Annotated in this window: 24 protein-coding genes; 17 read left to right on the top strand and 7 right to left on the bottom strand. The window is 44.6% G+C overall.

The features are described from left to right. Positions 1-8 precede the first annotated feature (8 nt). The 13 genes from OCU56_RS08490 to OCU56_RS08430 all read left to right on the top strand — a co-directional run bounded on the left by OCU56_RS08490 (position 9) and on the right by OCU56_RS08430 (position 11,400). Positions 9-1,361 (top strand): O-antigen ligase family protein, encoded by a 1,353-nt coding sequence (locus OCU56_RS08490; RefSeq protein ID WP_261872800.1) that lies wholly within the window; start codon positions 9-11, stop codon positions 1,359-1,361. Positions 1,362-1,660: 299 nt separating this feature from the next. Beyond that, positions 1,661-2,563, top strand: a complete 903-nt coding sequence (locus OCU56_RS08485) for a LysR family transcriptional regulator (RefSeq protein ID WP_261872799.1) — start codon at positions 1,661-1,663, stop codon at positions 2,561-2,563. Between the two features lie 273 nt (positions 2,564-2,836). Further along, the gene (gene ccmA, locus OCU56_RS08480) at positions 2,837-3,454 is read left to right on the top strand and encodes a cytochrome c biogenesis heme-transporting ATPase CcmA (RefSeq protein ID WP_261872798.1); all 618 of its coding nucleotides are present in this window, start codon (positions 2,837-2,839) and stop codon (positions 3,452-3,454) included. Further along, on the top strand, positions 3,454-4,122 hold the full coding sequence (gene ccmB, locus OCU56_RS08475; protein WP_261872797.1) for a heme exporter protein CcmB: 669 nt from the start codon (positions 3,454-3,456) through the stop codon (positions 4,120-4,122). Before ccmA ends, ccmB begins: the two co-directional genes overlap by 1 nt. Before the next feature lie 26 nt (positions 4,123-4,148). Further along, positions 4,149-4,898, top strand: coding sequence for a heme ABC transporter permease (locus OCU56_RS08470; RefSeq protein ID WP_261872796.1), 750 nt, complete (start codon positions 4,149-4,151; stop codon positions 4,896-4,898). Positions 4,899-4,901: 3 nt separating this feature from the next. Continuing rightward, complete coding sequence (gene ccmD, locus OCU56_RS08465; protein ID WP_261872795.1) at positions 4,902-5,108, top strand: heme exporter protein CcmD; 207 nt, start codon at positions 4,902-4,904, stop codon at positions 5,106-5,108. Continuing rightward, entirely contained in the window at positions 5,105-5,590 is a 486-nt protein-coding gene (gene ccmE, locus OCU56_RS08460) for a cytochrome c maturation protein CcmE (protein ID WP_261872794.1), read from the top strand. Before ccmD ends, ccmE begins: the two co-directional genes overlap by 4 nt. Beyond that, the gene (locus OCU56_RS08455) at positions 5,587-7,545 is read left to right on the top strand and encodes a heme lyase CcmF/NrfE family subunit (RefSeq protein ID WP_261872793.1); all 1,959 of its coding nucleotides are present in this window, start codon (positions 5,587-5,589) and stop codon (positions 7,543-7,545) included. The genes ccmE and OCU56_RS08455 overlap by 4 nt, the downstream gene beginning before the upstream one ends. Beyond that, on the top strand, positions 7,545-8,099 hold the full coding sequence (locus OCU56_RS08450) for a DsbE family thiol:disulfide interchange protein (protein WP_261872792.1): 555 nt from the start codon (positions 7,545-7,547) through the stop codon (positions 8,097-8,099). The genes OCU56_RS08455 and OCU56_RS08450 overlap by 1 nt, the downstream gene beginning before the upstream one ends. Beyond that, positions 8,096-8,572 (top strand): cytochrome c-type biogenesis protein, encoded by a 477-nt coding sequence (locus tag OCU56_RS08445; RefSeq protein ID WP_261872791.1) that lies wholly within the window; start codon positions 8,096-8,098, stop codon positions 8,570-8,572. The genes OCU56_RS08450 and OCU56_RS08445 overlap by 4 nt, the downstream gene beginning before the upstream one ends. Continuing rightward, positions 8,572-9,795, top strand: a complete 1,224-nt coding sequence (gene ccmI, locus OCU56_RS08440; protein ID WP_261872790.1) for a c-type cytochrome biogenesis protein CcmI — start codon at positions 8,572-8,574, stop codon at positions 9,793-9,795. The genes OCU56_RS08445 and ccmI overlap by 1 nt, the downstream gene beginning before the upstream one ends. Before the next feature lie 72 nt (positions 9,796-9,867). After that, positions 9,868-10,617 (top strand): MlaA family lipoprotein, encoded by a 750-nt coding sequence (locus tag OCU56_RS08435; protein WP_261872789.1) that lies wholly within the window; start codon positions 9,868-9,870, stop codon positions 10,615-10,617. A 96-nt stretch (positions 10,618-10,713) separates the two neighbouring features. Next, positions 10,714-11,400 carry a DNA-3-methyladenine glycosylase I gene (locus OCU56_RS08430; protein WP_261872788.1) on the top strand — a complete coding sequence of 229 codons (687 nt, stop codon included), beginning with the start codon at positions 10,714-10,716 and terminating at the stop codon, positions 11,398-11,400. A gap of 112 nt (positions 11,401-11,512) precedes the next feature. Here OCU56_RS08430 and OCU56_RS08425 read toward each other — a convergent pair whose 3' ends face one another. From OCU56_RS08425 to OCU56_RS08415, 3 genes are all read right to left on the bottom strand, one after another. Beyond that, a complete protein-coding gene (locus OCU56_RS08425; RefSeq protein ID WP_261872787.1) occupies positions 11,513-12,787 on the bottom strand; it encodes an OmpP1/FadL family transporter in 1,275 nt (424 codons plus the stop codon). A 282-nt stretch (positions 12,788-13,069) separates the two neighbouring features. Beyond that, on the bottom strand, positions 13,070-13,792 hold the full coding sequence (locus OCU56_RS08420) for a DUF3379 domain-containing protein (protein ID WP_261872786.1): 723 nt from the start codon (positions 13,790-13,792) through the stop codon (positions 13,070-13,072). After that, entirely contained in the window at positions 13,785-14,366 is a 582-nt protein-coding gene (locus tag OCU56_RS08415; protein WP_390904831.1) for a sigma-70 family RNA polymerase sigma factor, read from the bottom strand. Before OCU56_RS08415 ends, OCU56_RS08420 begins: the two co-directional genes overlap by 8 nt. 233 nt (positions 14,367-14,599) lie before the next feature. Between OCU56_RS08415 and fadI the strand changes: the two genes are divergently transcribed. Together fadI and fadJ are read left to right on the top strand one after the other, a co-directional pair. After that, positions 14,600-15,907 (top strand): acetyl-CoA C-acyltransferase FadI, encoded by a 1,308-nt coding sequence (fadI, locus tag OCU56_RS08410; RefSeq protein WP_261872784.1) that lies wholly within the window; start codon positions 14,600-14,602, stop codon positions 15,905-15,907. Next, positions 15,907-18,018, top strand: coding sequence for a fatty acid oxidation complex subunit alpha FadJ (gene fadJ / locus OCU56_RS08405; RefSeq protein ID WP_261872783.1), 2,112 nt, complete (start codon positions 15,907-15,909; stop codon positions 18,016-18,018). Before fadI ends, fadJ begins: the two co-directional genes overlap by 1 nt. A 75-nt stretch (positions 18,019-18,093) precedes the next feature. Here the strand turns inward: fadJ and OCU56_RS08400 are convergent, their stop codons facing one another. Both OCU56_RS08400 and OCU56_RS08395 read right to left on the bottom strand, forming a co-directional pair. Next, positions 18,094-19,257, bottom strand: a complete 1,164-nt coding sequence (locus OCU56_RS08400; protein ID WP_261872782.1) for a threonine/serine exporter family protein — start codon at positions 19,255-19,257, stop codon at positions 18,094-18,096. A 122-nt stretch (positions 19,258-19,379) separates the two neighbouring features. Further along, on the bottom strand, positions 19,380-22,157 hold the full coding sequence (locus OCU56_RS08395; protein ID WP_261872781.1) for an insulinase family protein: 2,778 nt from the start codon (positions 22,155-22,157) through the stop codon (positions 19,380-19,382). A 202-nt stretch (positions 22,158-22,359) separates the two neighbouring features. Between OCU56_RS08395 and sixA the strand changes: the two genes are divergently transcribed. Beyond that, a complete protein-coding gene (gene sixA / locus OCU56_RS08390; protein WP_261872780.1) occupies positions 22,360-22,824 on the top strand; it encodes a phosphohistidine phosphatase SixA in 465 nt (154 codons plus the stop codon). An 86-nt stretch (positions 22,825-22,910) separates the two neighbouring features. On the opposite strand, the gene OCU56_RS08385 is transcribed toward sixA, so the two are convergent. Together OCU56_RS08385 and smrB are read right to left on the bottom strand one after the other, a co-directional pair. After that, the gene (locus tag OCU56_RS08385) at positions 22,911-23,363 is read right to left on the bottom strand and encodes a fasciclin domain-containing protein (protein WP_261874798.1); all 453 of its coding nucleotides are present in this window, start codon (positions 23,361-23,363) and stop codon (positions 22,911-22,913) included. Positions 23,364-23,483: 120 nt separating this feature from the next. Next, on the bottom strand, positions 23,484-24,014 hold the full coding sequence (gene smrB, locus OCU56_RS08380; protein WP_261872779.1) for an endonuclease SmrB: 531 nt from the start codon (positions 24,012-24,014) through the stop codon (positions 23,484-23,486). Between the two features lie 61 nt (positions 24,015-24,075). Here smrB and prmB point away from each other — a divergent pair, with 61 nt between their 5' ends. Beyond that, a complete protein-coding gene (prmB, locus tag OCU56_RS08375) occupies positions 24,076-25,008 on the top strand; it encodes a 50S ribosomal protein L3 N(5)-glutamine methyltransferase (RefSeq protein ID WP_261872778.1) in 933 nt (310 codons plus the stop codon). The last annotated feature ends 32 nt before the right edge of the window (positions 25,009-25,040 follow it).

Genomic DNA, 25,040 nt, shown 5'->3' with positions numbered 1-25,040 from the left:
GAAAAATTATGACTCTATCAAGAAAAAATAATCCACCGGTAGTTAGCTCTCTCATATTGTTAGTGATTGCAATATTTAGTTTTAATTTGTACCTGCTACCAGATAAGCCGGTTTTGCTTTACGATACCAAACGCTTGTTTGTATGTGCCTTAGTTATAGGTGTTTGCTTAAGTCTCATTTTTTGGGCTGAGTTAAGGATTCGTTTAGTTCAAAGGTATATGAGTGCAAGTATTGGGGTTAGGACTTTAGTTGCTACGTTCTTTGTGTTAGCACTTATCGCTGATTTATTTGGACTTTACCCAAATAAGGGCGTCGTACATTACTTTTATTTTATTGGGTTGTTATTTTTTACTCTTTGTTTTTCTTTAGAGCGCCCATCCTTAAAGAGCTTTAAGCTGTTTGGCTTAATTATATTATGTGGTTTTTTCTCTGTTTTTATCGGTTACTCTGTAGCCACATTCTGGGGTGATGGTGCCACAATCCGAACTATTTTAAGTTATGCTAATCCACGGTTTTTGAATCAAGTACAAGTTTGGCTCGTCATTCCTAGCCTCTATATGGTGCTGGTTTCAAAGAGTAGGATTAGCTATCTGTTTCCAGTGTTAAATTTTGCAGTTATGTTTGCATTAGATGCGCGAGGTTTAGCTGTAGCTTCTATAGGCGGGATTATTTTATGGGCTCTTATTGATAGAAAAAACCGTCATGAGATCATAAAAATAGCCTTATTTACTCTTACCATTGGCTTATTGATATCAGTAATATTTTTGTCCCCTTTGCCTACCTATATCATGCATGGAGAGGGGTCTCGCTCATTACTTGATTTAAGGGATAATACAGCAAATAGATGGTCTCTGTGGTATTACGGAATTGAAATGTCGAGGTTTTTTGGCTTGGGTGGCGATGGTTATGTGTGCACATCAACCCAAGAGATCAGGCCCCATAACTCGGTAATATATGTATTACTAAATTGGGGAGTAATTCCGGCGCTTTGTTATATGGCTCTTGGGCTGATTTTATTCAAACAAGTCATACAAGAAAAACGTTATCGCTATCGTGTTATTGGTTTAAGTTTATTAACAGGATTGGCATATAGCTTAGTTTCCAGTGTTTTAGATTCTCCTTTGAGCTTGTTGTTAGCCTGCCTATTTACGGGTTGGTTTTGTGGTAGAACGCCCTTAGTTAAGCCAGTGGATTATCCGCGTTGGGTGACAGGGTTATTAATCATTGCTTCTCTATTGTCGGTGTTGTCTGTTATCTATAAAGCATCACAGCGTATTAAAAATGATTTTTACATACATAATGAAGAAAGTGTATTGCGACCACAGTTTTGGCTGGGGAATAATTGCCCGCACCATGATTAAGCAAGGGTCTATTAACTACTGCTGTATTAACAACCAATAACACGCCCATCACGCATATATTTTGCGACACGTTTCAAATATCTGATTTGTGTAACATTATTCGAATGGAATTATTACATTTTCTATGTATAAATGGCGCTTAAAGAGTATAGTTGCATATGGGGTGGGTTTATTCATCTCTGTTCTCTATAGATAGCCAAATACAAGCCAGAAATGTTCGATAGTGAACTTCTGGTACTAAAAATTATTACTTATTCTAGTTCATTATATGGGCGTGATAATTGGGTTTTAAATAAACAATGATTGAAGCAATTGAAGCATTCATATTAGCTGCAGAGAATAATTCCTTTAGTCTTGCTGCAAAAAAGTTAGGAAAAAGCCAGTCGGCGGTGAGTCAACTTATCCATAATCTTGAGATAGATTTAGACTATGAGTTATTTGCTCGAAAAGGGCGCTTTATTTCGCTGAACGATAATGGGCAGGCTTTGCTCAAGCAAGCTCGCTTGGTTAAAGCGCAATATAGCCGTTTTGTGACTCATGCTGAGCAATTAAAAACAAATCAGAAACAGCGTATTTATATTGGTATTGATCCACTGTTGTGTCCAAAGAATACCACTCGTTTGATTCAGCAGTTTGAGGTGACGTTCTCTTCTGTAGAAGTGCATCTTACATATCGAGATAGTCGATCTCTGAATGCGTTACTGTTATCAAGAGAGTTAGATATTGTGATTGGCAGTGATGATGCGTTTTTACCCTCATCAGAGTTTCATACTGAGCATGTGGGCGTTGTGGAAAATGTGTGGATTGCTGAAGAAGGGGCATTGGCACGTATTAACTCCGCAGAGCAACTGTTTGAATTGAGCTCTTATCGCTATTTGATCCCCCCTCAATTTGAAACTGAGTCGTTAAAAGCCATCACAGATATTGCTTCAGTATGGCGCATAGATGACATACATACCTTGTTTAAAATGTGTGAGTCAGGGTCAAACATTGCCTGCATACCGCAAAATGCATTGGCCATTTTGTCGCAATATGACAATTTGCGAGTCATCAATTCTCGTTTGTTGCCGAAAGTGAAAAAGGGCATTGCTTTGAGTTGGTGTCTTGATACGCGAACGGCCCCTTTCTGTCACTGGCTTAGCCAGTCCATTCAAAGAAAAGTGGTGGGCAGTGTGGTGTCTCGTTGCTTAGAGAGTGCCTAGTAAAGGGACATACCCGTAGTCAGTTTAATTAAAACTCACTAACAAAGCCCAGATGTCTCTGGGCTTTGTTGATCTTGAATACTAGCATCTGAATATTAGCAAGTGTTACGCCGTAGAAACTTTGCTGGTGGTTCAGAAGTTTGATGTGCTTCAAATCGTTGTGAGTCAATTACTTAAAAATATCGATATTGCTTATATCTTGTTCGCTTGTACTGTGATGCACTTGATTGCTTGTGATACTATTTGAATACTTTTTCATGGATGAACGGGCCAATGCTGCAGGTTAAAGAATTATCCGCAATTAGAGATGAACGAATTCTATTTGAGAAGCTCTCCTTTACTGTAGGGGCGGGGGATCTGGTGCAAATAGAAGGGCGTAATGGTACGGGTAAGACCACCTTATTACGCATAATTGCTGGGTTAGGGGATAAAGAAAGTGGTGATGTGCAATGGAAGCATCATTCTATTTTCTCTGATCGAGACAGTTTTCATCAAGACCTGCTATTTCTTGGCCATCAAACGGGCATTAAACGCGATCTAAGTGCGTTTGAAAACCTCTCTTTCTATCTGCAAATCAGTGACCAGTCATATACTCAAGAGCAAGTGTGGCAAGCGTTAACTAAAGTGGGTTTAGCCGGTCGGGAAGATATTCCCGTGGCACAATTATCTGCAGGGCAACAACGTCGCGTAGCACTGGCGAGGCTTTGGTTAAGTAAGCACCCACTATGGATTCTTGATGAGCCACTGACTGCTATAGATAAGCAGGGGGTTAAGGTACTCGAACAGTTATTCCTACAGCATATTGAGCACGGCGGTATGGTGCTTCTGACCACCCACCAAGATTTGTTTACCGATAACAGTCAGCTACGAAAAATAAGGCTAGGCCAATAATGTTAATGCATATGTGGTCCATCATTCGTCGTGAACTGTTGATCGCCTTTAGGCGACGAGCGGATATTTTTAACCCTCTGTGGTTTTTCATCATAGTCATTACTCTATTCCCATTAGGCATTGGCCCTGAGCCTAAGCTATTGATGCGCATAGCTCCTGGCATTGTGTGGGTGGCGGCATTGCTGGCGGCGTTACTCTCTCTTGAACGCTTATTTCGCGATGACTATCAAGATGGAGCACTGGAACAACTGATGCTCATGCCGTTGCCGTTGCCACTAGTGGTTATAGCCAAAGTGATTGCCCATTGGATATTGACCGGCCTGCCTCTTATCTTAATTAGCCCTTTACTTGCGGTACTGCTGAGCTTGGATTGGCAGTCGTGGATTGCGGTATTGATGACGTTATTACTTGGTACACCGACTTTAAGCTTTCTCGGTGCCATTGGGGTAGCGCTGACTGTGGGGCTGCAAAAAGGCGGTGTTTTACTTAGCTTATTGATCTTACCGCTCTATATTCCAGTACTTATTTTTGCCACGTCCGCTATTGATGCTGCGGGCCTTGGCGTGGCTTATAACGGTCAGCTCGCGGTGTTAGCCGCCATTTTGCTGGGTTCGATAACATTAACTCCCTTCGCAACGAGTGCAGCGTTGCGAGTATCGGTCAATTAAATTTAATTTTTCTGAGAGTAAAAACTATGTGGAAGTGGCTCCATCCTTACGCAAAACCTGAAGCAACGTATAACTTGTGTGGAAAACTGCAACCTTGGTTTGTGGGCTTTGCTGTCTGCTGCCTTGCGATAGGCACAGTATGGGGGCTTGCGTTTGCCCCGAGTGATTATCAACAAGGTGACAGCTTCCGCATTATTTATATTCATGTGCCGTCTGCTATATGGTCCATGGGCGCTTATATGTCCATGGCTATTGCCGCATTTATCGGCCTAGTTTGGCAGTTGCGCTTGGCCAGTATTGCCGCGTTAGCCATGGCACCTGTAGGGGCGATATTTACCTTTATTGCTCTGTTAACCGGGGCTATTTGGGGTAAACCTATGTGGGGCACTTGGTGGGTTTGGGATGCACGCTTAACCTCTGAATTGGTATTGCTGTTTCTTTATCTCGGTGTTATCGGTTTATATCATGCCTTTGATGACCAAAAAACAGCGGCTAAAGCGGCCGGTATTTTGGCTGTGGTTGGCGTTATTAATTTACCGATTATCCATTTCTCAGTGGAGTGGTGGAACACCCTTCATCAAGGCGCCACCATTACTCAGTTTGCTAAACCGTCTATTTCCAACGATATGTTGTGGCCGTTATTACTGAACATCTTTGGCTTTGCTTTCTTTTTAGGCGCCGTCACGCTCATTCGTTTTAGAACCGCAATTTTGCAAAAAGAGGGTCATCGACCTTGGGTGCAACAATTGGCTAAACGTACTTTTATTAATAGGTAACGTATGCATTTTGATTCCTTTTCTGATTTTTTGTTAATGGGAGGCTATGCCTTCTATGTATGGGCGGCCTTTATCATTACTTTTGGCGCTTTGGGTTTAATTTTTTTCGTTAGTTGCCTTGAAAACAAAGCAGCTTTAAAAGAAGTGAATAATAAAATGGCGCGTCAAGCACGTATTGATGCGGCTAAAAATATGGAGAACACGCTATGAATCCTAGACGTAAAAAGAGGATGGGCTTAATTGTCGCTCTGTTGGTGGGTTTGGGGGCAACCGTTGGTTTGATGCTGTACGCCTTGAATCAAAACATGGATCTATTTTATACACCTACAGAAATTGTTAATGGCAAGGCGAATGGCGAAAAGCCGGAAATTGGCCAGCGATTGCGCATTGGCGGCATGGTGGTTGCTGGTACGGTTTCTCGTGATTCAGAGTCTCTACAAGTGTCGTTTGATGTGGCCGATGTAGGCCCTGCGGTTACCGTTACCTATGATGGCATTTTGCCGGATCTGTTTCGTGAAGGACAAGGGATTGTGGCGCAAGGTGTGTTAACAGACAGTCACACTGTGGCGGCCTTTGAAGTACTGGCTAAACACGATGAAGAATATATGCCACCGGAAATTGCCGAAGCGATGGAAGTGGTTCACGAGCCTCTTGAATATACTCAAGAACAAAAACAAGGAAGTGGTCAATGATTGCTGAGTTAGGCCATTTTGCCCTTATCGTTTCGCTGGCGATGGCGGTATTGTTAAGTGTGCTCCCTTTGTGGGGGGCGGCTAAAAACAACGCCTTATTAATGAACACCTCTAGACCATTGTCTTGGGGCATGTTTATCCTGCTAGCGATATCGTTTTACATTTTGTGTTGGTCTTTTTATCACAACGATTTTACGCTGCAATACGTTGCTAACAACTCTAACAGTAATTTACCTTGGTACTATCGCATTACTGCGGTGTGGGGGGCGCACGAAGGCTCCCTTTTATTATGGGTATTGATTCAGGCAGCTTGGACTGTTGCGGTGGCGACCTTTAGTAAAGGCATGCCTCAAGAGTCTGTGGCGAGAGTGCTGGCGGTCATGGGCCTCATTATGGTCGGGTTTTTGCTGTTTATTATTGTGACATCCAATCCCTTTGATCGAACCTTGCCCTATTTCCCTGTCGATGGTCGTGATTTAAATCCATTACTGCAAGACCCCGGACTCATCATACATCCTCCTATGTTGTATATGGGGTATGTGGGCTTCTCGGTGGCGTTTTCTTTTGCTATTGCCTCCTTAATGACCGGGCGTCTAGATACCGCATGGGCACGTTGGTCTCGTCCTTGGACCATTGCCGCTTGGTCATTCCTAACCGTCGGTATTTCTCTTGGTTCATGGTGGGCTTATTATGAATTGGGCTGGGGCGGTTGGTGGTTCTGGGATCCCGTGGAAAATGCCTCCTTTATGCCTTGGCTTGCGGGCACCGCGTTAATGCACTCATTAGCTGTAACAGAAAAACGCGGCACCTTTAAGGCTTGGACCGTATTGTTAGCGATTTCGGCGTTCTCTTTGAGTTTGCTAGGCACCTTCTTAGTGCGTTCTGGCATTTTAGTGTCGGTACACTCTTTTGCCTCTGATCCAGCGCGAGGCATGTTTATTCTCGCCTTCCTCGTCTTTATCATTGGCGGTTCATTACTGCTGTTTGCATTGAAGGGATCATCGGTACGTGTGCGGGGTAATTTTGATTTAATTTCCCGTGAAAACGCCTTACTTTCTAATAATGTGTTGCTCATTGCTGCTTTAGTGGTGGTGTTAGTCGGCACTTTATTACCCCTTATTCATAAACAAATCGGTTTAGGTTCGGTGTCCATTGGTGCGCCGTTCTTTAATACTTTATTTACTTGGTTAATGGTGCCGTTCGCCTTCCTATTGGGCATTGGTCCTTTGATGCGCTGGAAGCGCGATACCCTAGCTAAGCTGAAAAAACCATTGTTAATCAGTGGCGTCGCGTCGCTATTGTTAGGTGCCGGCTTCGTATTCCTGCTTGCAGAGCGCTTTACTGGTCTAGCTTATCTTGGTTGGGTGATGGCGCTGTGGATTATCTGTTTGCATGGTTATGAACTACACCAAAGAGCCACGCACCGTCATAGCTTTGCTATCGGCATTACGCGCCTACCAAGAAGCCACTGGGCGATGATGTTTGCTCATATTGGTTTGGCGGTATCAGTGATCGGCATTGCTATGGTGCAAAACTACAGTATTGAACGTGATGTGCGTTTAGCACCAGGTGAAAGCTTCAAAATTGAAGGTTATAACTTCTACTTTGACCAACTCAGAGACAATGATGGCCCGAACTATGATGGCTACATTGCAGATTTTGATGTCACTAAAGATGGCAAGCACATCAATACCTTACATGCAGAAAAACGCTTCTATACCACGGCACGTAGTATGATGACTGAAGCCGCCATTGATGCTGGGGTGACGCGAGATCTCTATATCGCTCTAGGTGAAAAACTTGATGATGATATTTCTTGGGCAGTACGAATTTACTATAAACCTTTTGTACGCTGGATTTGGGCAGGCAGCTTATTGATGGCGCTGGGTGGCGCAATTGCCATTAGTGACCGTCGTTACCGTTTTCGCAATAAAGCCGCGAAAAAGGAGTCGTAATGAATAGAAAAGTATTATTTGTCCCTCTGGTGGTGTTTTTGCTGTTGGCGGCGGTATTTGCCACTCAGCTCAACAAAAATGCTGGCGGTGACGATCCCACAAAGTTGGAGTCGGTGTTAATTGGCAAAAAAGTGCCACTATTTACGCTTGAGGATTTAGAAACCCCAGGCTTGCAGCACGACCAAGCTATTTTTACAGGCCAACCATTGCTGCTTAATGTCTGGGCAACATGGTGCCCAACCTGTTATGCGGAGCATCAATACTTAAATGAACTCTCCGCACAAGGGGTGAAAATCATCGGTTTGAATTATAAAGATGACCGAGCCAAAGCCATTAAGTGGTTGCAAGAACTGGGCAATCCTTATGTGGTGAGTTTGTTTGATGGTAAAGGAATGTTAGGACTTGATCTTGGCGTGTACGGCGCTCCAGAAACCTTTTTAATTGATGCGCAAGGTGTGATTCGTTATCGCCATGTCGGTGACGTTAACGGACAAAACTGGAGTGAAAAGCTAGGTCCTATGTACCAGAAGATGTTGGATGAGGTGAAATCATGAAAAAGTGGTTAATAGCCGGTTTCGTTTCCATCATGGTGAGCGTATCAGCTTATGCTGTAATAGAAGTGCATGAGTTTGATACCCCGCAGCAAGAGCAGCAGTTTCATGAGTTAAATCAAACCCTGCGTTGCCCTAAGTGCCAAAACAATACTATTGGTGATTCCAATGCAGAACTGGCTTTGGATCTTCGACAAAAAGTCTATGAAATGACCAAGGAAGGGCAATCAAAGCAAGATATCATTGATTATATGGTGGCTCGTTATGGCAACTTTGTCACCTACAATCCTCCCTTTACTCTCGCAACGGCCATTTTATGGCTTGGCCCTTTGTGTGTAGTAGTGATTGGTTTCACTTTTATCCTTACCCGAAGTCGACGTAAACCTGCAAAGGTATCTAACACCAAGACCTTGAGTGATGAAGAACAGCAACGCCTTGATGCCTTGCTTAAAAACGACGATGGAGACAACAAATAATGACGTTGTTTTGGATAGCTACCTTCATTATTGTGCTGTTTTCCGCAGCGTTAATAGTGATACCACTAATAAGAAAACAAGCGGTGAATGATGCCGAGCGCCGTGATGAGTTAAACAAAGCCATCTTCAAAGAGCGAGTGGCGGAGTTAGCGGTGGAAGATGATGAAGGCATAGTGGTGGATAAAGACGAGCTGATCGTCGATCTGAAACAAGCCTTGTTGGATGATATTCCGCAAAATCAACAATTGGCTTCTACCACACTGGCTTCTCCACTATTGGTGGCCATAGTGTCAGCGGTGTTGTTGCTTGGAGTATCCTACGGCTTTTATGCTAAATTTGGTGCTATAGAGAAAGTACAGCATTGGCAAGAAGTCAGTGCTAACTTACCGGCGCTGAGCCAAAAACTAATGGGAGCCAATGGTGAGTCATTAACGGATGATGAAATGGATGACCTGACCTTAGCCCTGAGAACTAGCCTGCATAAAAACAGCGATGATGCTACGGGTTGGCTATTATTAGGACGCATAGGTTTGGCCAATCGTGATATCCCAACAGCCATTGGCGCCATGAAGCGTGCTAGACAGTTAGAGCCAGATAATGCCGATGTGCAGTTGGGCTTAGCACAAGCCATGACCCTATCAAATGATGAAGTGGATCATTTAGAAGCGGAACGCTTATTGCACGATTTACTGCGTAAGGACTATGTGGATCTAAGAGTGTTCTCACTATTGGCATTTAGTGCTTTTGAAAAATCGGACTACGCAGGAGCCATTCGTTATTGGCGCACCATGCAGCAGTTAATTGGCCCTGAAGATGGTCGCTATGAAATGCTTGAACGTAGCATTAATAGTGCTAGAGATAAGTTAGTGGGGACTTCGCAACCTATGGCTGAAGGTGTCGTGCGGATTGATATCTCCCTTGATAGCCGTGTCACGCTTCCTGCACAAGGCGTGTTGATAGTGTCTGTACATGGAGCCGATGGCTCTGCAATGCCCATTGCTGCTGCTCGTTATGATCTAGGGGCTTTTCCTCGTATGATCATGATGGATGATGGCAACAGTATGCTAGAAGGCAATAAATTGTCTAATTTAGAACAGTTTATTGTACGGGCTCGCATTGATACTGATGGAAATGTCGCCACTAAAGGCGGTGATTGGTATGGTGAAAGTGCGATTACGGCTAAGGGAGACGATGTAACTTTAGTTATAGATAGTCAATACTAGACGAATCAGGTGTAGTGGCGTAGCCTCTACACCCTGATTGATTGTCGAAGAATAAGGGGATGGACTTCCTGTATGTATAGAATATGGTTACTACTTGTCACATTAATGGCTGGCTGTGCTTCTCATCCACAGCAACAGAGTGCCAGTAGCGCCCCTTCGACAGCGAATGATCCTTTTGCCAGCTTTAACCGCGTCATGTGGGATTTTAACTCAGAAATCCTCGACCCTTATTTAGTGCGTCCCGTTTCGCTCACCTATACCGGCTATACGCCCCGTTTTATCCGTACCGGTATCAGCAATTTTCTGGCCAACCTAGATGAGCCAGCCAGTGTGATAAACAATGCTTTGATGGGTAACGGCTCACTGGCCTTAGTTCACTTAAATCGCTTTTGGATAAATACCACCTTTGGTGTGGCAGGTTTATATGATGCGGCCGCTCAAGGGGGCATAGCTAAGCAAGATGATCGTGCCTTTAGTGACGTATTAGGTAAATGGGGTGTGGGCAACGGTTGGTACTTTATGTTTCCCGCTTATGGTCCGTGGACTTTGCGTGAAGCAGGGGACTTTGCTGATGACCTTTATCCGCCGTTATCCTATCTTAACGTTTGGGCGAGCTTAGGGAAGTGGTTCTTTGAAGGCATGGAAACCCGCTCTGCATTAGTGGCTCAAGAAAGCGCGATTAAAAACTCCCCAGATCCTTACGTGTTAACTCGTGACGTGTTTTTACAACGTAGGGACTACAAAGCACAAATTACCGATAACGAAGCGGTGGACGAAGAGCAAGAAGATTATCTGGATGACTATCTGGACGATGATTTTTAACGGTTTATCGTATTTGGTATTGTGTTATTGACATCAATGGCATTGAGCTTGGTTTTTTACCAGCCAGTGCCATTTTTCATATTGATTAGGTTTGTTATGCATCTTGAAAAATTTTCTGATATCTACCGGCGTGCTTCTCAGCGAAAAGGAGGCGACGGGCAACTTGAGTTATTACTCTCACCGCCTTTTACTGCCACTGAGATCAGCCAGATCCCAGATGATCGCTGGTTATCCATCTTCAGTTTGAAAGTGTTTCAATCTGGCATGTCTTGGAAAGTGGTGAGCAACAAGTGGCCCAACTTTGAACAGCACTTTTTTGCGTTTAAGCCTGAGTTATTACTGATGCTCTCGGACGAGCAGTGGGAGATGAAAGCCGCCGATCCAAAGATTATTCGTCACTTTGCCAAGGTAATGACCATTAAGAAAAATGCTGAAATGATCATGAATGCCAGATTAGAGCATGGCTCTTTTGGCAACATGATCGCTCATTGGCCTGCCGATAATATCACTGGGCTATGGGACTATTTAAAAAAGAATGGCAGTCGATTGGGTGGCAATACCGGGCCTTATGCCTTGCGACAAATGGGCGTCGATACCTTTATCTTATCGGGCGATGTGGAAGGTTACCTGCGCAGTTACCATATTATTGATGGTGGACGCGACACTAAAAAATCTCGCACGGCGACGAACAAGGCGTTTTGCCATTGGCAGGCAGAGTCGGGGCGCAGTTTCAATGAAATTAGCCAGATTATTGCGTTCAGTTGTGGGGATAATTGGTTATAGGACGCTAGGGTTTGCGTTCTAGGCACTGGAGTTAAGAGCTTGCAACTGTAAAAAAAGGTGTTGAACGTTGCCGTTCAACACCTTTTTTAATTTTCCTGAGTTCTAAATTAAACTAGAAGCTTTGACTGTACTGTAGGCCAACTAGGATAGCGTCTGCACGTGTGGTTGCAGAAATATTGTGGCTTCCAATTACTTGTCCGCTAGCAGGGTCAACGAGTGGTGCTGACTCAGTTACTGATTGATCTGCACCGATTAGGTAAGTAATACCAAAATCAAGTGTTGAATCTGCTGTGAAGTGGTAGCTAGCACCTGCAGATAACCAGTTACGGTCTGAATCAGGCACAGATATAGAAGTTAGGTCGTTTTGAGCACTAGTATCGTGCATGTAACCGGTACGCAATTCAACTTTGTCAGTGACATACCAAGTACCACCGATAGCAAAGTGCCATCCATCCTGCCATTGGTATTGCTTATTATATTCACCTTGGACATAACCAGCATTTAGGTTATGGAAGTCAATTTCATCAAATGCACCCCAACCGATCCACTGCACTGAGTAGTGCACGGCAAAGTCAGTGTTATTGATGTGGTGATAACCTGAGAACTCAGCCATATCTGGTAGAGGTAGATCAATTTCTTGGCCACGATCATCTTTAACAGTGATGTCTGGTGTGTAGCGGTAAGACAAGCCCCAACGGTTATTTTGGTCAAGTTCAAATACGGTACCAAGGTTGAAGCCAACAGCCCAACCATCGGCGTCTTCTACGTCAACCGTTTGTATTGGAAGTTGAAATTCGTTGCCGCCGCGACGGAAAGTGCCTTGACCATAAATAACATCAAGACCAGCACCAAAGCTCCATTGCTCAGTTAGGCGATAAGATCCGGAAAGGCCAAAGTTAAAGCTCTTAATGTCAGTCTCGCCGCCATAGAGAGAGTTAGAGTAATCTTGGCTTCCAGAGAAGTCAGTGCTTGTTCCAAAATTTGAATAAGCGTTTACACCAACAGCAAATCTATCGTTGATTGGCACGATCAAATGAATGTTTGGTGCAACAGCTGTGCCACCTACATCGTCGTAGTCTTGATAATCATTAGTAGCAATAGTATTACCACCAACCACCGTTGAACCACTGCCATTTTTAACTGAAATATCAGTAATAATAGTTTCGAAACCAAGAGATAAAGAAGTTTTATCAAAAAGAGCCATTGTCGCTGGGTTACGAGCCATAGAAGAGGCGTTATCTGCGATTACCGCGTCACCTGCAAATGCACGGCCAATGCCTGTCGCTGATTGTGCATTAAGTTGGAATCCGGCAGCGTGTACCTGAGAAGTCGTAGCTAACACTGCAACTGCAAGTAGAGAGCGTTTAAGAATACGCGTCTTTTTCATGAATTATTTCCTTATGTTTTACGCTAAAGTCCTAGCGTATCAACGGGTCTTGAATTTCAAAGTCGGCTGATACTAGAGCTAAATATAGTTTTAACAACTCAGACCACTAGCAAAAAATACAAAAATGTTCATTTTTGAGAGAAAAATACCAATAATGGTGCAATTTAGAGGGGGACTTAGAGTTATTGCTCTAAGTCAATCATTGCTGAAATAAATGGATAGAAAGTGATAACCCCTTCTCATTTATATAATAGAAGGGGTTGAACTTTAGCCGGTTTTACATTATTGGACCGGTTTGATTATTTTCGTTAACCTTTGCGCAATCTTGCTAATATCTTCATCTTCGCTGCCAACTAAAATCATCGAGGCTTGGCCAATAGGGGTTACAGTTCCAGACATCTTTTGTTCATTAAAGTTCAATGAATGATCGGAACTGACATTGGTAATAAACAAGGTGACGCGGTCTTTTTCCCCTTGGAAAACCATGTGTAAAGCGTTGCTATCACCAAATCCACAGTGATTTAAATAGTAGACATGGTAGGGAAAGCTCTCACTAAACTGGTAAGAAAAAGGAGTTAGCTTAGTATTGATCTGGCTCGATTTAACTTGCTCATCCAAGGTCGAGGTGAAGGGTTGTTCTGCAATCACATGTTGTATGGCAGTATCGGCCAAACTGGCGTGTGCACTTGGTACTAAGCTAGGGGATAGGTTGAAGCTACCCACTAAGATCCCAATAGCAAATGCCACTGAGGCGGCAATCGCAAAACTGCGTTTGTACAAGCTAGGTGGATTGGCTTCTTTTTTGCTACTTTGATTAAATAAAATTTTATCCGCTAGGTTATCGGGCACCTCAACGCGCATTGCTTGTTCGATTCGGGCGTCAAGGTTCAACACATCGTCGGCAAATTTGGCATGGTGATCGCCTTTTGCAATCGCCTGCAATAGTGCTTCGTCTCGTGCCTTTGGGTCTGACATAATGCGGCGGCGAAATTCTAAATCATCCATTTTGTCTCCCTGTATTTGAAGTCGATGAATCGAGTTGCTCTTTGAGTTGGTTTCTTGCTCTAAACAGTCGGGTCATCACCGTATTTTTGTTTAAATCGAGTATCTGGCTAATTTCTTCACCACTGAAACCGGCGACAACTTGCAAAAATAGAGGTTCACGATAGTCGATATCTAAACGCATTATTTGTGCTTGTAACCACTCACTTTGGTGGAAACCATCATCGTTGGCATAGCCTTCGTTGCCGGGTTCATCAATATCAACCAGCTCCAATTGCTTTCGCTCAAAGCGACGTGCATTTTCTCGTCTTAAAATGGTGATTAACCATGACTTAGCGGCTTTATCATCTTGCAGAGAATCTAATGCCTTCCAAGCGCGTAAACAGGTTTCTTGTACCAGATCTTCTGCAATAGAGCGGTCTTTACACAGCCAATATGCGTAACGAAAAAGGTCGCGGTGATAAGCACGAACCAGTGCTTCATATTTTCTTTGTTTATCCATAATAGAGTTGACCTGAGAGGTCGAACTTTTATTTCCAGATTTCGCTTTTTTTTCGAAAATCCGCAGTATCGACACATGCCCTCCTTAGTGAAACGATCATTCGAGGCGTGGGTGCATTGTTACTATATTAATTAGTAATGTAAAGCCTGTTGCATATCAAGGGTCACGGAGACCTTTTGATAATAGGTCTTTGTCCCTTTAGCGGGCACAATTTGCTGTTATAGATCGACTTTGCTTACTTTCCGTTTTGATTTCATTAACATTTTGATTACAATGATGAGGTCTGACCTCTTAATTAAGGAAGTGTAATGGGATTACAGCAACTAACGACCCGGCAGGGAGATCGGGTGACCGTAGTGGCAGGACTAAGAACGCCATTTGCTAGGCAAAGTACCGAACTGAAAGATGTGTCGGCGTTGGATTTGGGAAAAATGGTCGTCAGTGAAATGCTGGCACGTACTGAAATTGATCCGTCTTTGATAGAGCAAGTGGTGTTTGGCCAAGTGATTCAAATGCCCGCCGCGCCAAATATCGCCAGAGAAATCGTTTTGGGTACGGGGATGGATATTCATACCGACGCCTATAGTGTCACTCGCGCTTGTGCCACCAGTTTTCAGTCTACGGCAAACGTCGTGGAGTCAATTATTGCCGGAAATATTGAAGTCGGCATTGCCGGTGGTGCCGACTCGTCCTCTGTCTTGCCTATAGGGGTCACAAAATCCATGGCCGCCAATCTACTGGCACTGAGTAAGGCTCGCTCGCTATCGCAAAAACTGCGTATTGCACGCCGTTTTAAAATGAAAGATCTGATGCCTGTGCCACCTGCCGTAGCGGAGTACTCTACAGGGCTTTCTATGGGGCAGACGGCAGAGCAAATGGCCAAAACCCATGGCATTTCTCGCCAAGATCAAGACGCATTAGCTCACCGCTCTCATGCTTTTGCCGCCAACGCTTGGAATGAAGGTAAGATCCGCGATGAGGTGATGACAGCCTACCCTGAACCGTATAAAAAATGGCTCGATACCGACAACAACATTCGCTTTGAATCTACCTTGGAAGGCTACGCTAAATTAAGGCCCGCATTTGACCGTCAGTTTGGTTCGGTGACTGCCGCCAACTCAACCCCTCTTACCGATGGCGCAGCCGCCATTATGCTGATGACAGAAAGCAAAGCCAAAGCCCTTGGCTTAGAGATATTAGGTTATATTCGCTCTTACGCTTTTTCCGCCACAGGGGTGGAGAAAGACATGTTGATGGGGCCGTCTTATGCAACGCCTATGGCACTTGATCGCGCTGGTATCACCTTACATGATTTGACCTTAATCGATATGCATGAAGCCTTTGCCGCCCAAGCATTGTCAAATGTAAAAATGTTCGCCAGTGATACATTTGCCAAGCAGCAATTAGGCCGAGATAAAGCCATTGGTGAAATCGATATGGATAAGTTTAATGTGTTGGGAGGCTCTATTGCCTACGGGCACCCCTTTGCCGCAACGGGAGCACGTATGATTACGCAAACCTTGCGTGAGCTAAAGCGTCGCGGTGGTGGCTTTGGCCTTAACACAGCCTGTGCTGCCGGTGGGTTGGGCGCAGCAATGATCTTGGAGGTGGAGTAATGACTGAAGCAAAGACGTTTAACCTAACCATAGATGAGCAACAGTTAGCTTGGCTTTCTATTGATGTTCAAGGTGAGAAAATGAACACCTTGCAAGCTGCTTTTGCTGATGAAATGAACGAAATTTTAGCGCAACTGGAAAATAAACAGTCTGAGATTAACGGCCTTATCATCCATTCATTAAAGCCCGATAACTTTGTGGCGGGTGCCGATGTACGTATGTTAGATGCGTGCACCACCGCCGAGCAAGCCACAGCGCTTGCGAGCACGGGTCAGCAGATGTTTGCGCAACTGAGCGCCTTGCCTTTTTCTGTGGTCGCGGCCATACATGGCCCCTGTTTAGGTGGGGGACTGGAGTTGGCACTTGCCTGTGATTATCGCGTCTGTAGCGATGAAGATGTGACACGTTTGGGTTTGCCAGAGGTGCAATTAGGTTTATTGCCAGGCTCTGGCGGCACGCAACGTTTACCACGGTTAATTGGTTTGCTCCCCTCATTGGATTTAATTCTTACCGGTAAGCAAGTGCGCGCTAAAAAGGCTAAAAAACTGGGTCTAGTGGACGCAAGTGTAGCGCACAGCATTTTATTAGAAGTGGCGAAGACCTATGCCAATAAGTCGAAACCTAAGCGTAAAACCGCGGTGAAAGAGAAGCTGATTGCCAGTGTAGGTTTAAGTCGTAAAGTGATTTTTGAGCAAGCGGCGAAGAAAACGCGACAAAAAACCAGAGGCAACTATCCTGCGGCGGATAAAATCTTACAAGTAATGCAGTTTGGCTTAGAAAAAGGGTTAACTAAAGGGTTAGAAAAAGAAGCGTATGAGTTTGGCCATTTGGTTATGACCTCAGAGTCTAAGGCGTTGCGTTCCCTGTTTTTTGCCACTACGGAAATGAAGAAAGAGCACTTTGCTAATGCCACGCCACTGGCGGTAGAGCAGGTGGGCGTATTAGGTGGCGGTTTAATGGGGGCAGGGATTGCTCATGTATCGTTAGCCAAAGCCAAGCTTGCAGTCAATTTGCGAGATATCAGTGAAGATGGGGTACTCAATGCCCTTAGTTATAACTATACCTTACTCAATAAGCAGCGTAGACGTCGCATTCTATCAAAGGCGCAAGTGCAAAGAAAAATGGCGCAACTACGAGGGGGCACAGATTACTTAGGCTTTAATAAGGCCGATGTGGTTATTGAAGCGGTGTTTGAAGATCTTTCTCTAAAACAAAATATGGTGCAAGAGATAGAGCAGCAATGCCCTGATAACACCATTTTTGCATCTAACACCTCATCGCTACCTATCCATCAAATCGCCGCAGGGGCACAAAGGCCGCAAAACATTGTTGGCTTACACTACTTTAGTCCCGCAGAAAAAATGCCATTAGTAGAGGTGATCCCCCATGAAACAACCTGCGCAGAAACGGTGGCGACGGTAGTGGAACTGGCTCGTAAACAAGGTAAAACCCCTATAGTGGTAAAAGACAGCGCTGGGTTTTATGTGAATCGCATCCTTGCCCCGTATATGAATGAAGCGGCGCAGGTGTTAATGGCCGAGCAACACATAGAGCACATTGACAACGCCTTGCTCAACTTTGGTTTCCCAGTGGGTCCGATTACGTTATTAGATGAAGTTGGGGTGGATATTGGGGCGAAAATTATGCCCATATTAGTCAGTGAGTTAGGGGAGAGATTCCAAGGCCCAGATCTGTTTGACACCTTATTAAATGATGGCCGAAAAGGGCGTAAAGTAGGCAAAGGCTTTTATCAATATAAAGGCAAAGAGAAAAAGGTGGATAAGTCCGTTTACCGCTTATTAAAACTGAGCCCTTCGCGCAGTTTGTCTGAGGAGGACATTGCATTGCGCTGTGTGATCCCATTACTCAATGAAGCGGTACGTTGCTTAGATGAAGGCATCATTGCCAGCGCCCGTGATGGTGATATTGGGGCCATTTTTGGCATAGGATTCCCGCCGTTTAGCGGTGGCCCATTTAGGTTTATGGATACCTATGGCTTAGCCAAATTGACGGATAAAATGAGGCAGTTTGAAGTGACTTATGGTGAGCGATTTAGACCCTATCAAGGGTTAGTTGATAGAGTCGAGTCTGGGACAAACTTCTACTCTTAACCCCTTTTATCGTGAAAAAACAAAAGGGCAAAAAAGGCGCAGCACAAGGTGTTGCGCCTTTTTGTTTGCACAGGCTTAGTGCTCGATTTTTGGCGAGTAGATAGAGTAGGCGGTAATTTGACCGGCCATGATGGCGGCAAACATAAACAGCGCCGACAATCCTATGCTAGGAATCGGTAAAATGGTGTGCTCGAATACGGATTGGCTGGCACTGACCAGCACTCGACTTCCCGGAACTAAAATAATGATACCTTGTAAAATATAAATAGAGCCGGTGAGATGCATCTTTTTAGCTATCCAAGTGCCATACAAGGTAATGATGACCGTTGTCAGCCAAGTGCCGACAATCCAACCACTGCCAAAGCCTAAGTAAAATGGTCCCCACATTCCCAAGATTGCCACGGGCATACCCAGTAACATGTCTCTCGGCTTAGCATTAAAAATAATACCGATGGCAACAGAGATGATAGGTAGGCCCGCAATGTGCATCAATGTGGGGACATCGTTGATATAGTGCACGGAATCATTGATTTGCCATAGAGACTCACCAATGTGTACCCCCATAAAAATACCAATGAACAACTTAATTAAGGTGAGCATACTTTGGCCTAACAGACTGGTACCAGAAACCAAATCATTAAAGGCCAAACATTCTAGGGCATTGGCAATGGAGAGGCCGGGCACAAACAGGACAATCGCGGCAATACATAAAGCATAAATAGGTATTGGAAGGCCAAGGCTACTGACACCGGCGACACAGACACCGGTCAGTAAAGCGGCGATAAATTCAACCGCTATGGTGCGGCGTCCTGTTAGGAGTTGTTGGCAACCCCAAATCATCAAGCCAAGAAAGACTGAACAAACAATGGCTTCAAGGGTGCTGCCAATGAGCATTAAGTAGGCAGGGGGAATGGACATGTTGGCTAAGGCTACCGCCCAAGTAGGGTAGCGAAATGGCGTGTGTTGCTTGGTTGAGTGGGGGGGTCTAAGTCGGCCTATGGTTTGTGCCAGTAAGCTAAGGTCAATTGAGGCGGGAGGCAGACGCTGCATAATGACTTTGTTATTGTGATTGGGAAACTGATAATTAATGGAGGTCGGCAAGGCCTGCACCATCACTTCCAACCCTCGTTGCTTGGCGTAATGCTGGGTAAATTTTTCTATCTTATAAGGCGGGCATCCGCTTCGATGCAGGGTGTGAGCAAAGTCAACGATATTGTTCAGTATGTGTTGGTTGGGCATGTGGGTAAACTATAAAAGTGAACGAAAGGGACTTGGCGCGAATGTAGCAAATAATACTCAATGCGCCAAGGCAAGGGTGAAAGAGGATAGGCACATCATGGTTAGATGTGCCTATGGCTGAGTTAGCCTAACTCTATGTCTTTAGGCATCAGCTGGAACTCTTTAATAGAGCCAATTTCTTTACCCAGTTTCAGGGGCGGGGCATCATGATGGTGATGACCTTGAGAGTGCATCACCAAGCGATTGGCGGTTCGCGGTTTTAACTGCTCTACCACAAAACGAATCATATCGGCCCGAGTGAGTGTTTGAATGTGTTCCACCACTTGCTCGCGATTATTAAATTGCTGATCTTTATTGCCAATAGCCACCCACAAACGTTGCCCTTTGGTGCGTAGGTTGTTGTCTGGAGACATAATTTGATTGAGCAAACCTTGTTTACTGTTTTGCCATTGCGCTTCGGTGAGCTCCAACAACACCATATAAAAAGCGTTAAGAAACTCATCAATTGAGGCTACAAGGTCGATGGGCGCGGCCACCGGAGATTGCACATACAGTACGATTCCGGGAATGCGGTTTAATGGCATATTGCCGGTACCTACCATATAGCCCAGTTGTTGTTTGGTGCGGATCTCATTAAAGAAAGCGGAGGACATTAAGTGGTTAGCCAATGTAAAAGTGGCAACGGAAATGGGTTCTGAATCGCAGCCTTGGTGGTAGACGACTACGGCGGAGTCATCTTGATCGCATTGTACTTCTCGCTGAAAGGTTCCATTGTTTCCAAGTTTCACTAAAGGTCTTAACGACTCTTTGTATTGTTGATTATCAACACGCAGAGCCTCTTTAAGCTCATCGGCTATTTGTTGCGCCGCTTGTTGGGTCCAATCCCCAAACACAAACATTTCTACATGCAATTTGCCTAGTAAGGTCGATACAAATTCAGGCAGTTGATCTATGCTCACCGTCTCTAGAACATCGGCAAGGACACCAGCGGTAGGGTTGTTCGGTTGTAACAGTCCTGCAAGCTGATTAAAAAGCTGTGAAAGGGGTCTGTCTTTGCTGGCGTTTCGCCATTTTCTTAGCATTTGCCCTTTAATGGTGTCAAAACGTTGTGCTTCAAATTGGCGCTGAGCAAATTTGTCTAAAATCATTTTTAATAACTGTGGCTGCTTCTCACTAAAACCAGAAATGGTTAGGGTGAGCCCACCTTGATGAGCGTAGACGTTGTAACTCATACCGGCAATTTCAGCCTGATAAGACTGCCTAGAGAGCGATTCCATAAACAGTTCTACACACAGACGCAGCTTCACAATATTAAGAGGGTTGTTCACGGCGCTAGGGCTATCAATGGCAATATACAAAGACCCTTTAGGCACTCTAAAGTCAGGCTCTTGTAGGTGCCATAACCTTAGCCCTGGTAACTCTTCAATGAGCGAAGGTAAGGCTTGTGACCCTTGCAGGGGCTTAGGGTCTAAGTTGTAACAAATAAATGGGTTTTTGCTAGGCAGTGCAAACTCCGCACACGCTTTAGGGTGACGCCAACGCTGTTGTTGCTGTGCGGTGATTTTTTTCGCAGAGTATGGGGTGAAGTACCATTTTGCTTGTTGGTCGTATTCTAGCCCTTTTGCTGTGACCCAAACCCGCAGGTTGTCCACACAAAAATAAGGCACAAAACTTTCGATAAGAGCGTGGTCAAAGTCACTCATGCGATAGTCACCATAGAGCACTTCTGCAAAGGGGAAATGCTGCATGTTCATGACTAAATAACTGGCGAGATCCATGGGTTTAACCGACTCTTGGAAACGAAATGCCGATTCTAAAACCGCTTGTTTTTCAAGGTAACGCCACTCTTCAATGCCTTGTTTAAAGACCAAATCCATGTAGGAGAAAACGAGCTCAATAATATCGTCAATATGCTCAAGTCCAAGGGGAGTGAGCAAGCAACTGATATTAAATTGGCGGAAATCACTGCCACTGATGCCTCCACCGGCTGCCAATGAGGTGATCCAGTTTTTATTTTTTAATACTAAAGTTAAGCTCCCCGGTCCTTCATAACCAATCAGATGGGCAAAGTAGGACAAAGGTTTGGTGGCGTAATAGGGTTGCATATTGGGAAATGAGAAGGATAAATTGAGTTTTCTCACCTCTTTTTCCGGTTCAATTTGCACATAAAGTTGCTGTTGTTGCTCTGTAAGCAGAGGCACAGGGATTTGTTTGTTGGCAAATTGGTTATTTTTGATGTCAGAAAACAAATCGCGAGCCAAGGTTTCTAATTCATCTAACGATTGCGGGCTCACTAGCACCGCTGTCATAAGATCGGCAGAATAGTGCTGCTGATAAAATTGAATGATTTCATCACGGATAGAGCAGCTTTCTCTGTCACTTAGCGTCTGTTCATTACCTACTGAAAACTTGGCAAAAGGATGATGAGGATTGACCAGCTCTTTTTGTACTTGGTGGAAGCGACGGGAATCGTCGTGGATTTTCATTTGGTATTCAGAGTTTACCGCTTGACGCTCTTTGTCTAACGCTTCTTGGTTAAAGAGTGGCGAGATGAAAAACTGGCTAAACCGCTCAAGAGCCGGCGCAAAAAATGGCGCGGAGACATCAAAGAAAAAACAGGTGTGCTCGGTGCCCGTCCAAGCATTGTTGCTGCCACCATGCTGACTGATAAAGGTTTGAAACTCGTCCACCTGCGGATAGGACTCAGTACCTAGAAACAGCATGTGTTCTAAATAGTGAGCTAACCCTTCGCGATCACTAGGGTCGTCAAAATGCCCTACCTTTACCGCAAGAGAGGCCGCAGCGCGTTGTGCTTGAGGAGCCTGAACCAGCATAACCTTTAATTGATTATCGAGAGTAATGGGGCGGTAGCGGTTCTTATCATTCGGGCTTTGATGCACTTAACGTTCTCCTTGCAGTGACACGCAGTGAAATGGTTGTTTCTAGCGAGATAAACTATTGTTTTGTATGTCAAGTATGGCGGAGCAATGGCGTCTAGCAAACCTAAAAATTAATTTTTTATCGAAATGCTAGCTTAATCAGAGATAACTCATGGAGTTATGGTGTACTCTTTGAATTGGCAGTCATAAGTTTAGGATGAAAATGAACGTATATATCATGCGCCACGGAGAGGCGGGCAGCTTTGCATCAAGTGATGCGGAGCGTACGTTAACCGAACGAGGGGAAACCCAGTCATTACAGGTCGCTCAAGCGGTAGTAAAGCAAGGGATTTCTCATTTTGATTTGGTACTGGTAAGCCCTTACATTCGTGCACAACAAACTTGGCAGATCATCAAGCAGCAATTCTCTGCAGATAAAGTGGAACAGTGTGAGGATATTACCCCTTATGGACAGTCGGATGATGTCTATCAATACCTGTGTGCCCTGATAGAAACACAGCAAGTGACATCGGTACTGTTAGTGTCGCACTTGCCTTTAGTGGGGTATCTGACCGCAGAGTTTGTCAATGATATGAGTGCCCCTATGTTCCCAACGTCAGGCTTTGCTGCCATAGAGTTTGATGTTGCCAGTGGCAATGGCGAACTGCTGTGGCATATTGCCCCATAAAGCTCTGCGCCATTTTGCCGTAAGAATTGAAAGAACAATAAAAAATGGCGACCTTCACTGGGTCGCCATTTCCTTTTCTACGCGGGTTACTTGGGCATAAGTACCGTATCAATGACGTGGATAACCCCGTTGGAGGCCTTGATATCGGTGGCAGTGACTTGGGCGTTATTGATCATCACTTTGCCATCCATAGTGGTAATCATTATTTTCCCACCTTGCACTGTACTGGCTTCACTTAGCTTAACCACATCAGCGGCCATCGCTTTGGCTGGGATCACGTGGTAGGTTAAAATAGCCACCAACTTGTCTTTGTTTTCCGGCTTTAGCAGTGATTCGACAGTGCCCGCGGGTAATTTAGCAAAGGCCGCATTGGTTGGAGCCAGCACTGTAAATGGGCCATCCCCTTTTAGCGTATCCACTAAACCTGCCGCTTTGATGGCGGTAACTAAGGTGGAAAAATCCTCATTACTGGCGGCCGTATCTATGATGTCTTTTTTCATGCCATGGTGACCGGCATAAACGCTGGCGCTCATCGCCATGATACAAAGTAATGCAACGCTTCTTTTTACGATCTGTGTGAACATAACCTATCCCTCGTGGTGTGATATCTAAATATTTAGATAGTGACTCTTGTTACGGGAATAGAAAAAGAAAGATCACTATCGCTCTGGGATAGATAATAAAATTAACAGGGCTCCTGCACCGCCAAATTCTAACGGGGCTTGGTGATAGGCCATCACATCGGGATGCTGAGCAAGCCATAGGGGCACTTTTTGCTTGAGAATATGCTTGCCAATACCGTGCATCACACTGGCACAGTGCACATTTTCTTTAATGCAATGGGCTATCATTGCCCCTAATTCACGTTTCGCCTCTTGTTGGGTCATGCCGTGCATGTCTAAAAATACGTCAGGCACATATACGCCACGCCTTAAGCGTTTAACTTCATACTTAGAGACATCACTGCGTGCATAGCGAGTTGGCCCGTCTTCACTGAGTAACGGTTCGAACTCATCAGAGAAGAAAAATTCATTATCTTTGGCTTCTCGATTAAACCTTTGTTGTTGTTTTTGTCTTGTCTCTCTTTTTGGCGGTTGGATTATGGTATCCTGTGCTAACTTTTTAACGCCTTGTACTGCTTCTTTAAACAAAGCAAAGTCATCATCGTTTGGCTTGTCTGGTTTGTTCATGGGATAAGTGTTCTAATCGATCGTTGATAGGGCAGTATTGTAGCGCTTTTTGGAGAAACTTTTGGATAAGATTTTTGTAGAAGAAGCCGTGTCGGAACTTCATACACTGCAAGACATGATTCGTTGGACAGTGAGTCGCTTTAATGCAGCAGGCCTATTTTATGGCCACGGTACAGATAATGCGTGGGATGAGGCTGTTCAATTAATCCTACCTTCTATTTATCTACCTCTAGACGTGCCATCACACGTGTTGAATTCACGTTTAACCCATAGCGAACGTTTGCGTTTGGTGGAGCGTGTTATTCAACGTATTAACGAGCGTACCCCAACGGCTTACATCACCAATAAAGCTTGGTTCTGCGGAATGGAGTTTTTTGTTGATGAACGCGTATTAGTGCCTCGTTCACCGATTGCCGAATTAATTGAAAGCCAGTTTCAGCCGTGGTTAGTTGAGCCACCAACGCGCATTATGGATCTGTGTACCGGCAGTGGTTGTATTGCCATTGCTTGTGGTCATGTTTTCCCTGATGCAGAAGTGGATGCCATTGATATTTCTAGTGATGCATTGGAAGTTGCCGAGCAAAATATTCAAGATCATGGTCTTGAAATGCAAGTGACACCGATTCGTTCCGATCTCTTCCGTGATTTGGTGCAAGAGAAATACGACCTTATCGTAACCAATCCACCGTATGTGGATGAAGAAGATATGAACAGCTTGCCTGAAGAGTTCAAACATGAACCTGAATTGGGCTTAGCCGCTGGCACTGATGGATTGAAATTGGTGCGTCGTATTTTGGCCAATGCGCCTAAATACCTCACTGAAAACGGTATTCTTATCTGTGAAGTGGGTAACTCTATGGTACATATGATCGAACAGTACCCAGATATCCCATTTACATGGGTAGAGTTTGCTAACGGTGGACACGGTGTCTTCATGCTCACTCGTGAGCAATTGGTCGATTGCGCGGCGGAATTCGCCCTCTATATTGATTGATATTGAAAAATGAAATGCATAACGGCATCCAT

Origin of the sequence: Vibrio rarus (genome assembly GCF_024347075.1) — a bacterium.
GTDB lineage: Bacteria > Pseudomonadota > Gammaproteobacteria > Enterobacterales > Vibrionaceae > Vibrio > Vibrio rarus.
Note: the sequence above shows the minus strand (reverse complement) of the source record. Positions and strands in the feature narration are given on the sequence as shown.

Coding starts and splice junctions, on each gene's coding strand:
- ccmI (WP_261872790.1), top strand. CDS start 8,572: ATGACGTTGTTTTGGATAGCTACCTTCATTATTGTGCTGTTTTCCGCA.
- OCU56_RS08445 (WP_261872791.1), top strand. CDS start 8,096: ATGAAAAAGTGGTTAATAGCCGGTTTCGTTTCCATCATGGTGAGCGTA.
- OCU56_RS08420 (WP_261872786.1), bottom strand. CDS start 13,792: ATGGATGATTTAGAATTTCGCCGCCGCATTATGTCAGACCCAAAGGCA.
- fadJ (WP_261872783.1), top strand. CDS start 15,907: ATGACTGAAGCAAAGACGTTTAACCTAACCATAGATGAGCAACAGTTA.
- OCU56_RS08450 (WP_261872792.1), top strand. CDS start 7,545: ATGAATAGAAAAGTATTATTTGTCCCTCTGGTGGTGTTTTTGCTGTTG.
- sixA (WP_261872780.1), top strand. CDS start 22,360: ATGAACGTATATATCATGCGCCACGGAGAGGCGGGCAGCTTTGCATCA.
- fadI (WP_261872784.1), top strand. CDS start 14,600: ATGGGATTACAGCAACTAACGACCCGGCAGGGAGATCGGGTGACCGTA.
- OCU56_RS08470 (WP_261872796.1), top strand. CDS start 4,149: ATGTGGAAGTGGCTCCATCCTTACGCAAAACCTGAAGCAACGTATAAC.
- ccmB (WP_261872797.1), top strand. CDS start 3,454: ATGTTAATGCATATGTGGTCCATCATTCGTCGTGAACTGTTGATCGCC.
- ccmA (WP_261872798.1), top strand. CDS start 2,837: ATGCTGCAGGTTAAAGAATTATCCGCAATTAGAGATGAACGAATTCTA.
- OCU56_RS08425 (WP_261872787.1), bottom strand. CDS start 12,787: ATGAAAAAGACGCGTATTCTTAAACGCTCTCTACTTGCAGTTGCAGTG.
- ccmE (WP_261872794.1), top strand. CDS start 5,105: ATGAATCCTAGACGTAAAAAGAGGATGGGCTTAATTGTCGCTCTGTTG.
- OCU56_RS08435 (WP_261872789.1), top strand. CDS start 9,868: ATGTATAGAATATGGTTACTACTTGTCACATTAATGGCTGGCTGTGCT.
- smrB (WP_261872779.1), bottom strand. CDS start 24,014: ATGAACAAACCAGACAAGCCAAACGATGATGACTTTGCTTTGTTTAAA.
- OCU56_RS08455 (WP_261872793.1), top strand. CDS start 5,587: ATGATTGCTGAGTTAGGCCATTTTGCCCTTATCGTTTCGCTGGCGATG.
- OCU56_RS08430 (WP_261872788.1), top strand. CDS start 10,714: ATGCATCTTGAAAAATTTTCTGATATCTACCGGCGTGCTTCTCAGCGA.
- OCU56_RS08400 (WP_261872782.1), bottom strand. CDS start 19,257: ATGCCCAACCAACACATACTGAACAATATCGTTGACTTTGCTCACACC.
- OCU56_RS08490 (WP_261872800.1), top strand. CDS start 9: ATGACTCTATCAAGAAAAAATAATCCACCGGTAGTTAGCTCTCTCATA.
- ccmD (WP_261872795.1), top strand. CDS start 4,902: ATGCATTTTGATTCCTTTTCTGATTTTTTGTTAATGGGAGGCTATGCC.
- OCU56_RS08485 (WP_261872799.1), top strand. CDS start 1,661: ATGATTGAAGCAATTGAAGCATTCATATTAGCTGCAGAGAATAATTCC.
- OCU56_RS08385 (WP_261874798.1), bottom strand. CDS start 23,363: ATGGCGATGAGCGCCAGCGTTTATGCCGGTCACCATGGCATGAAAAAA.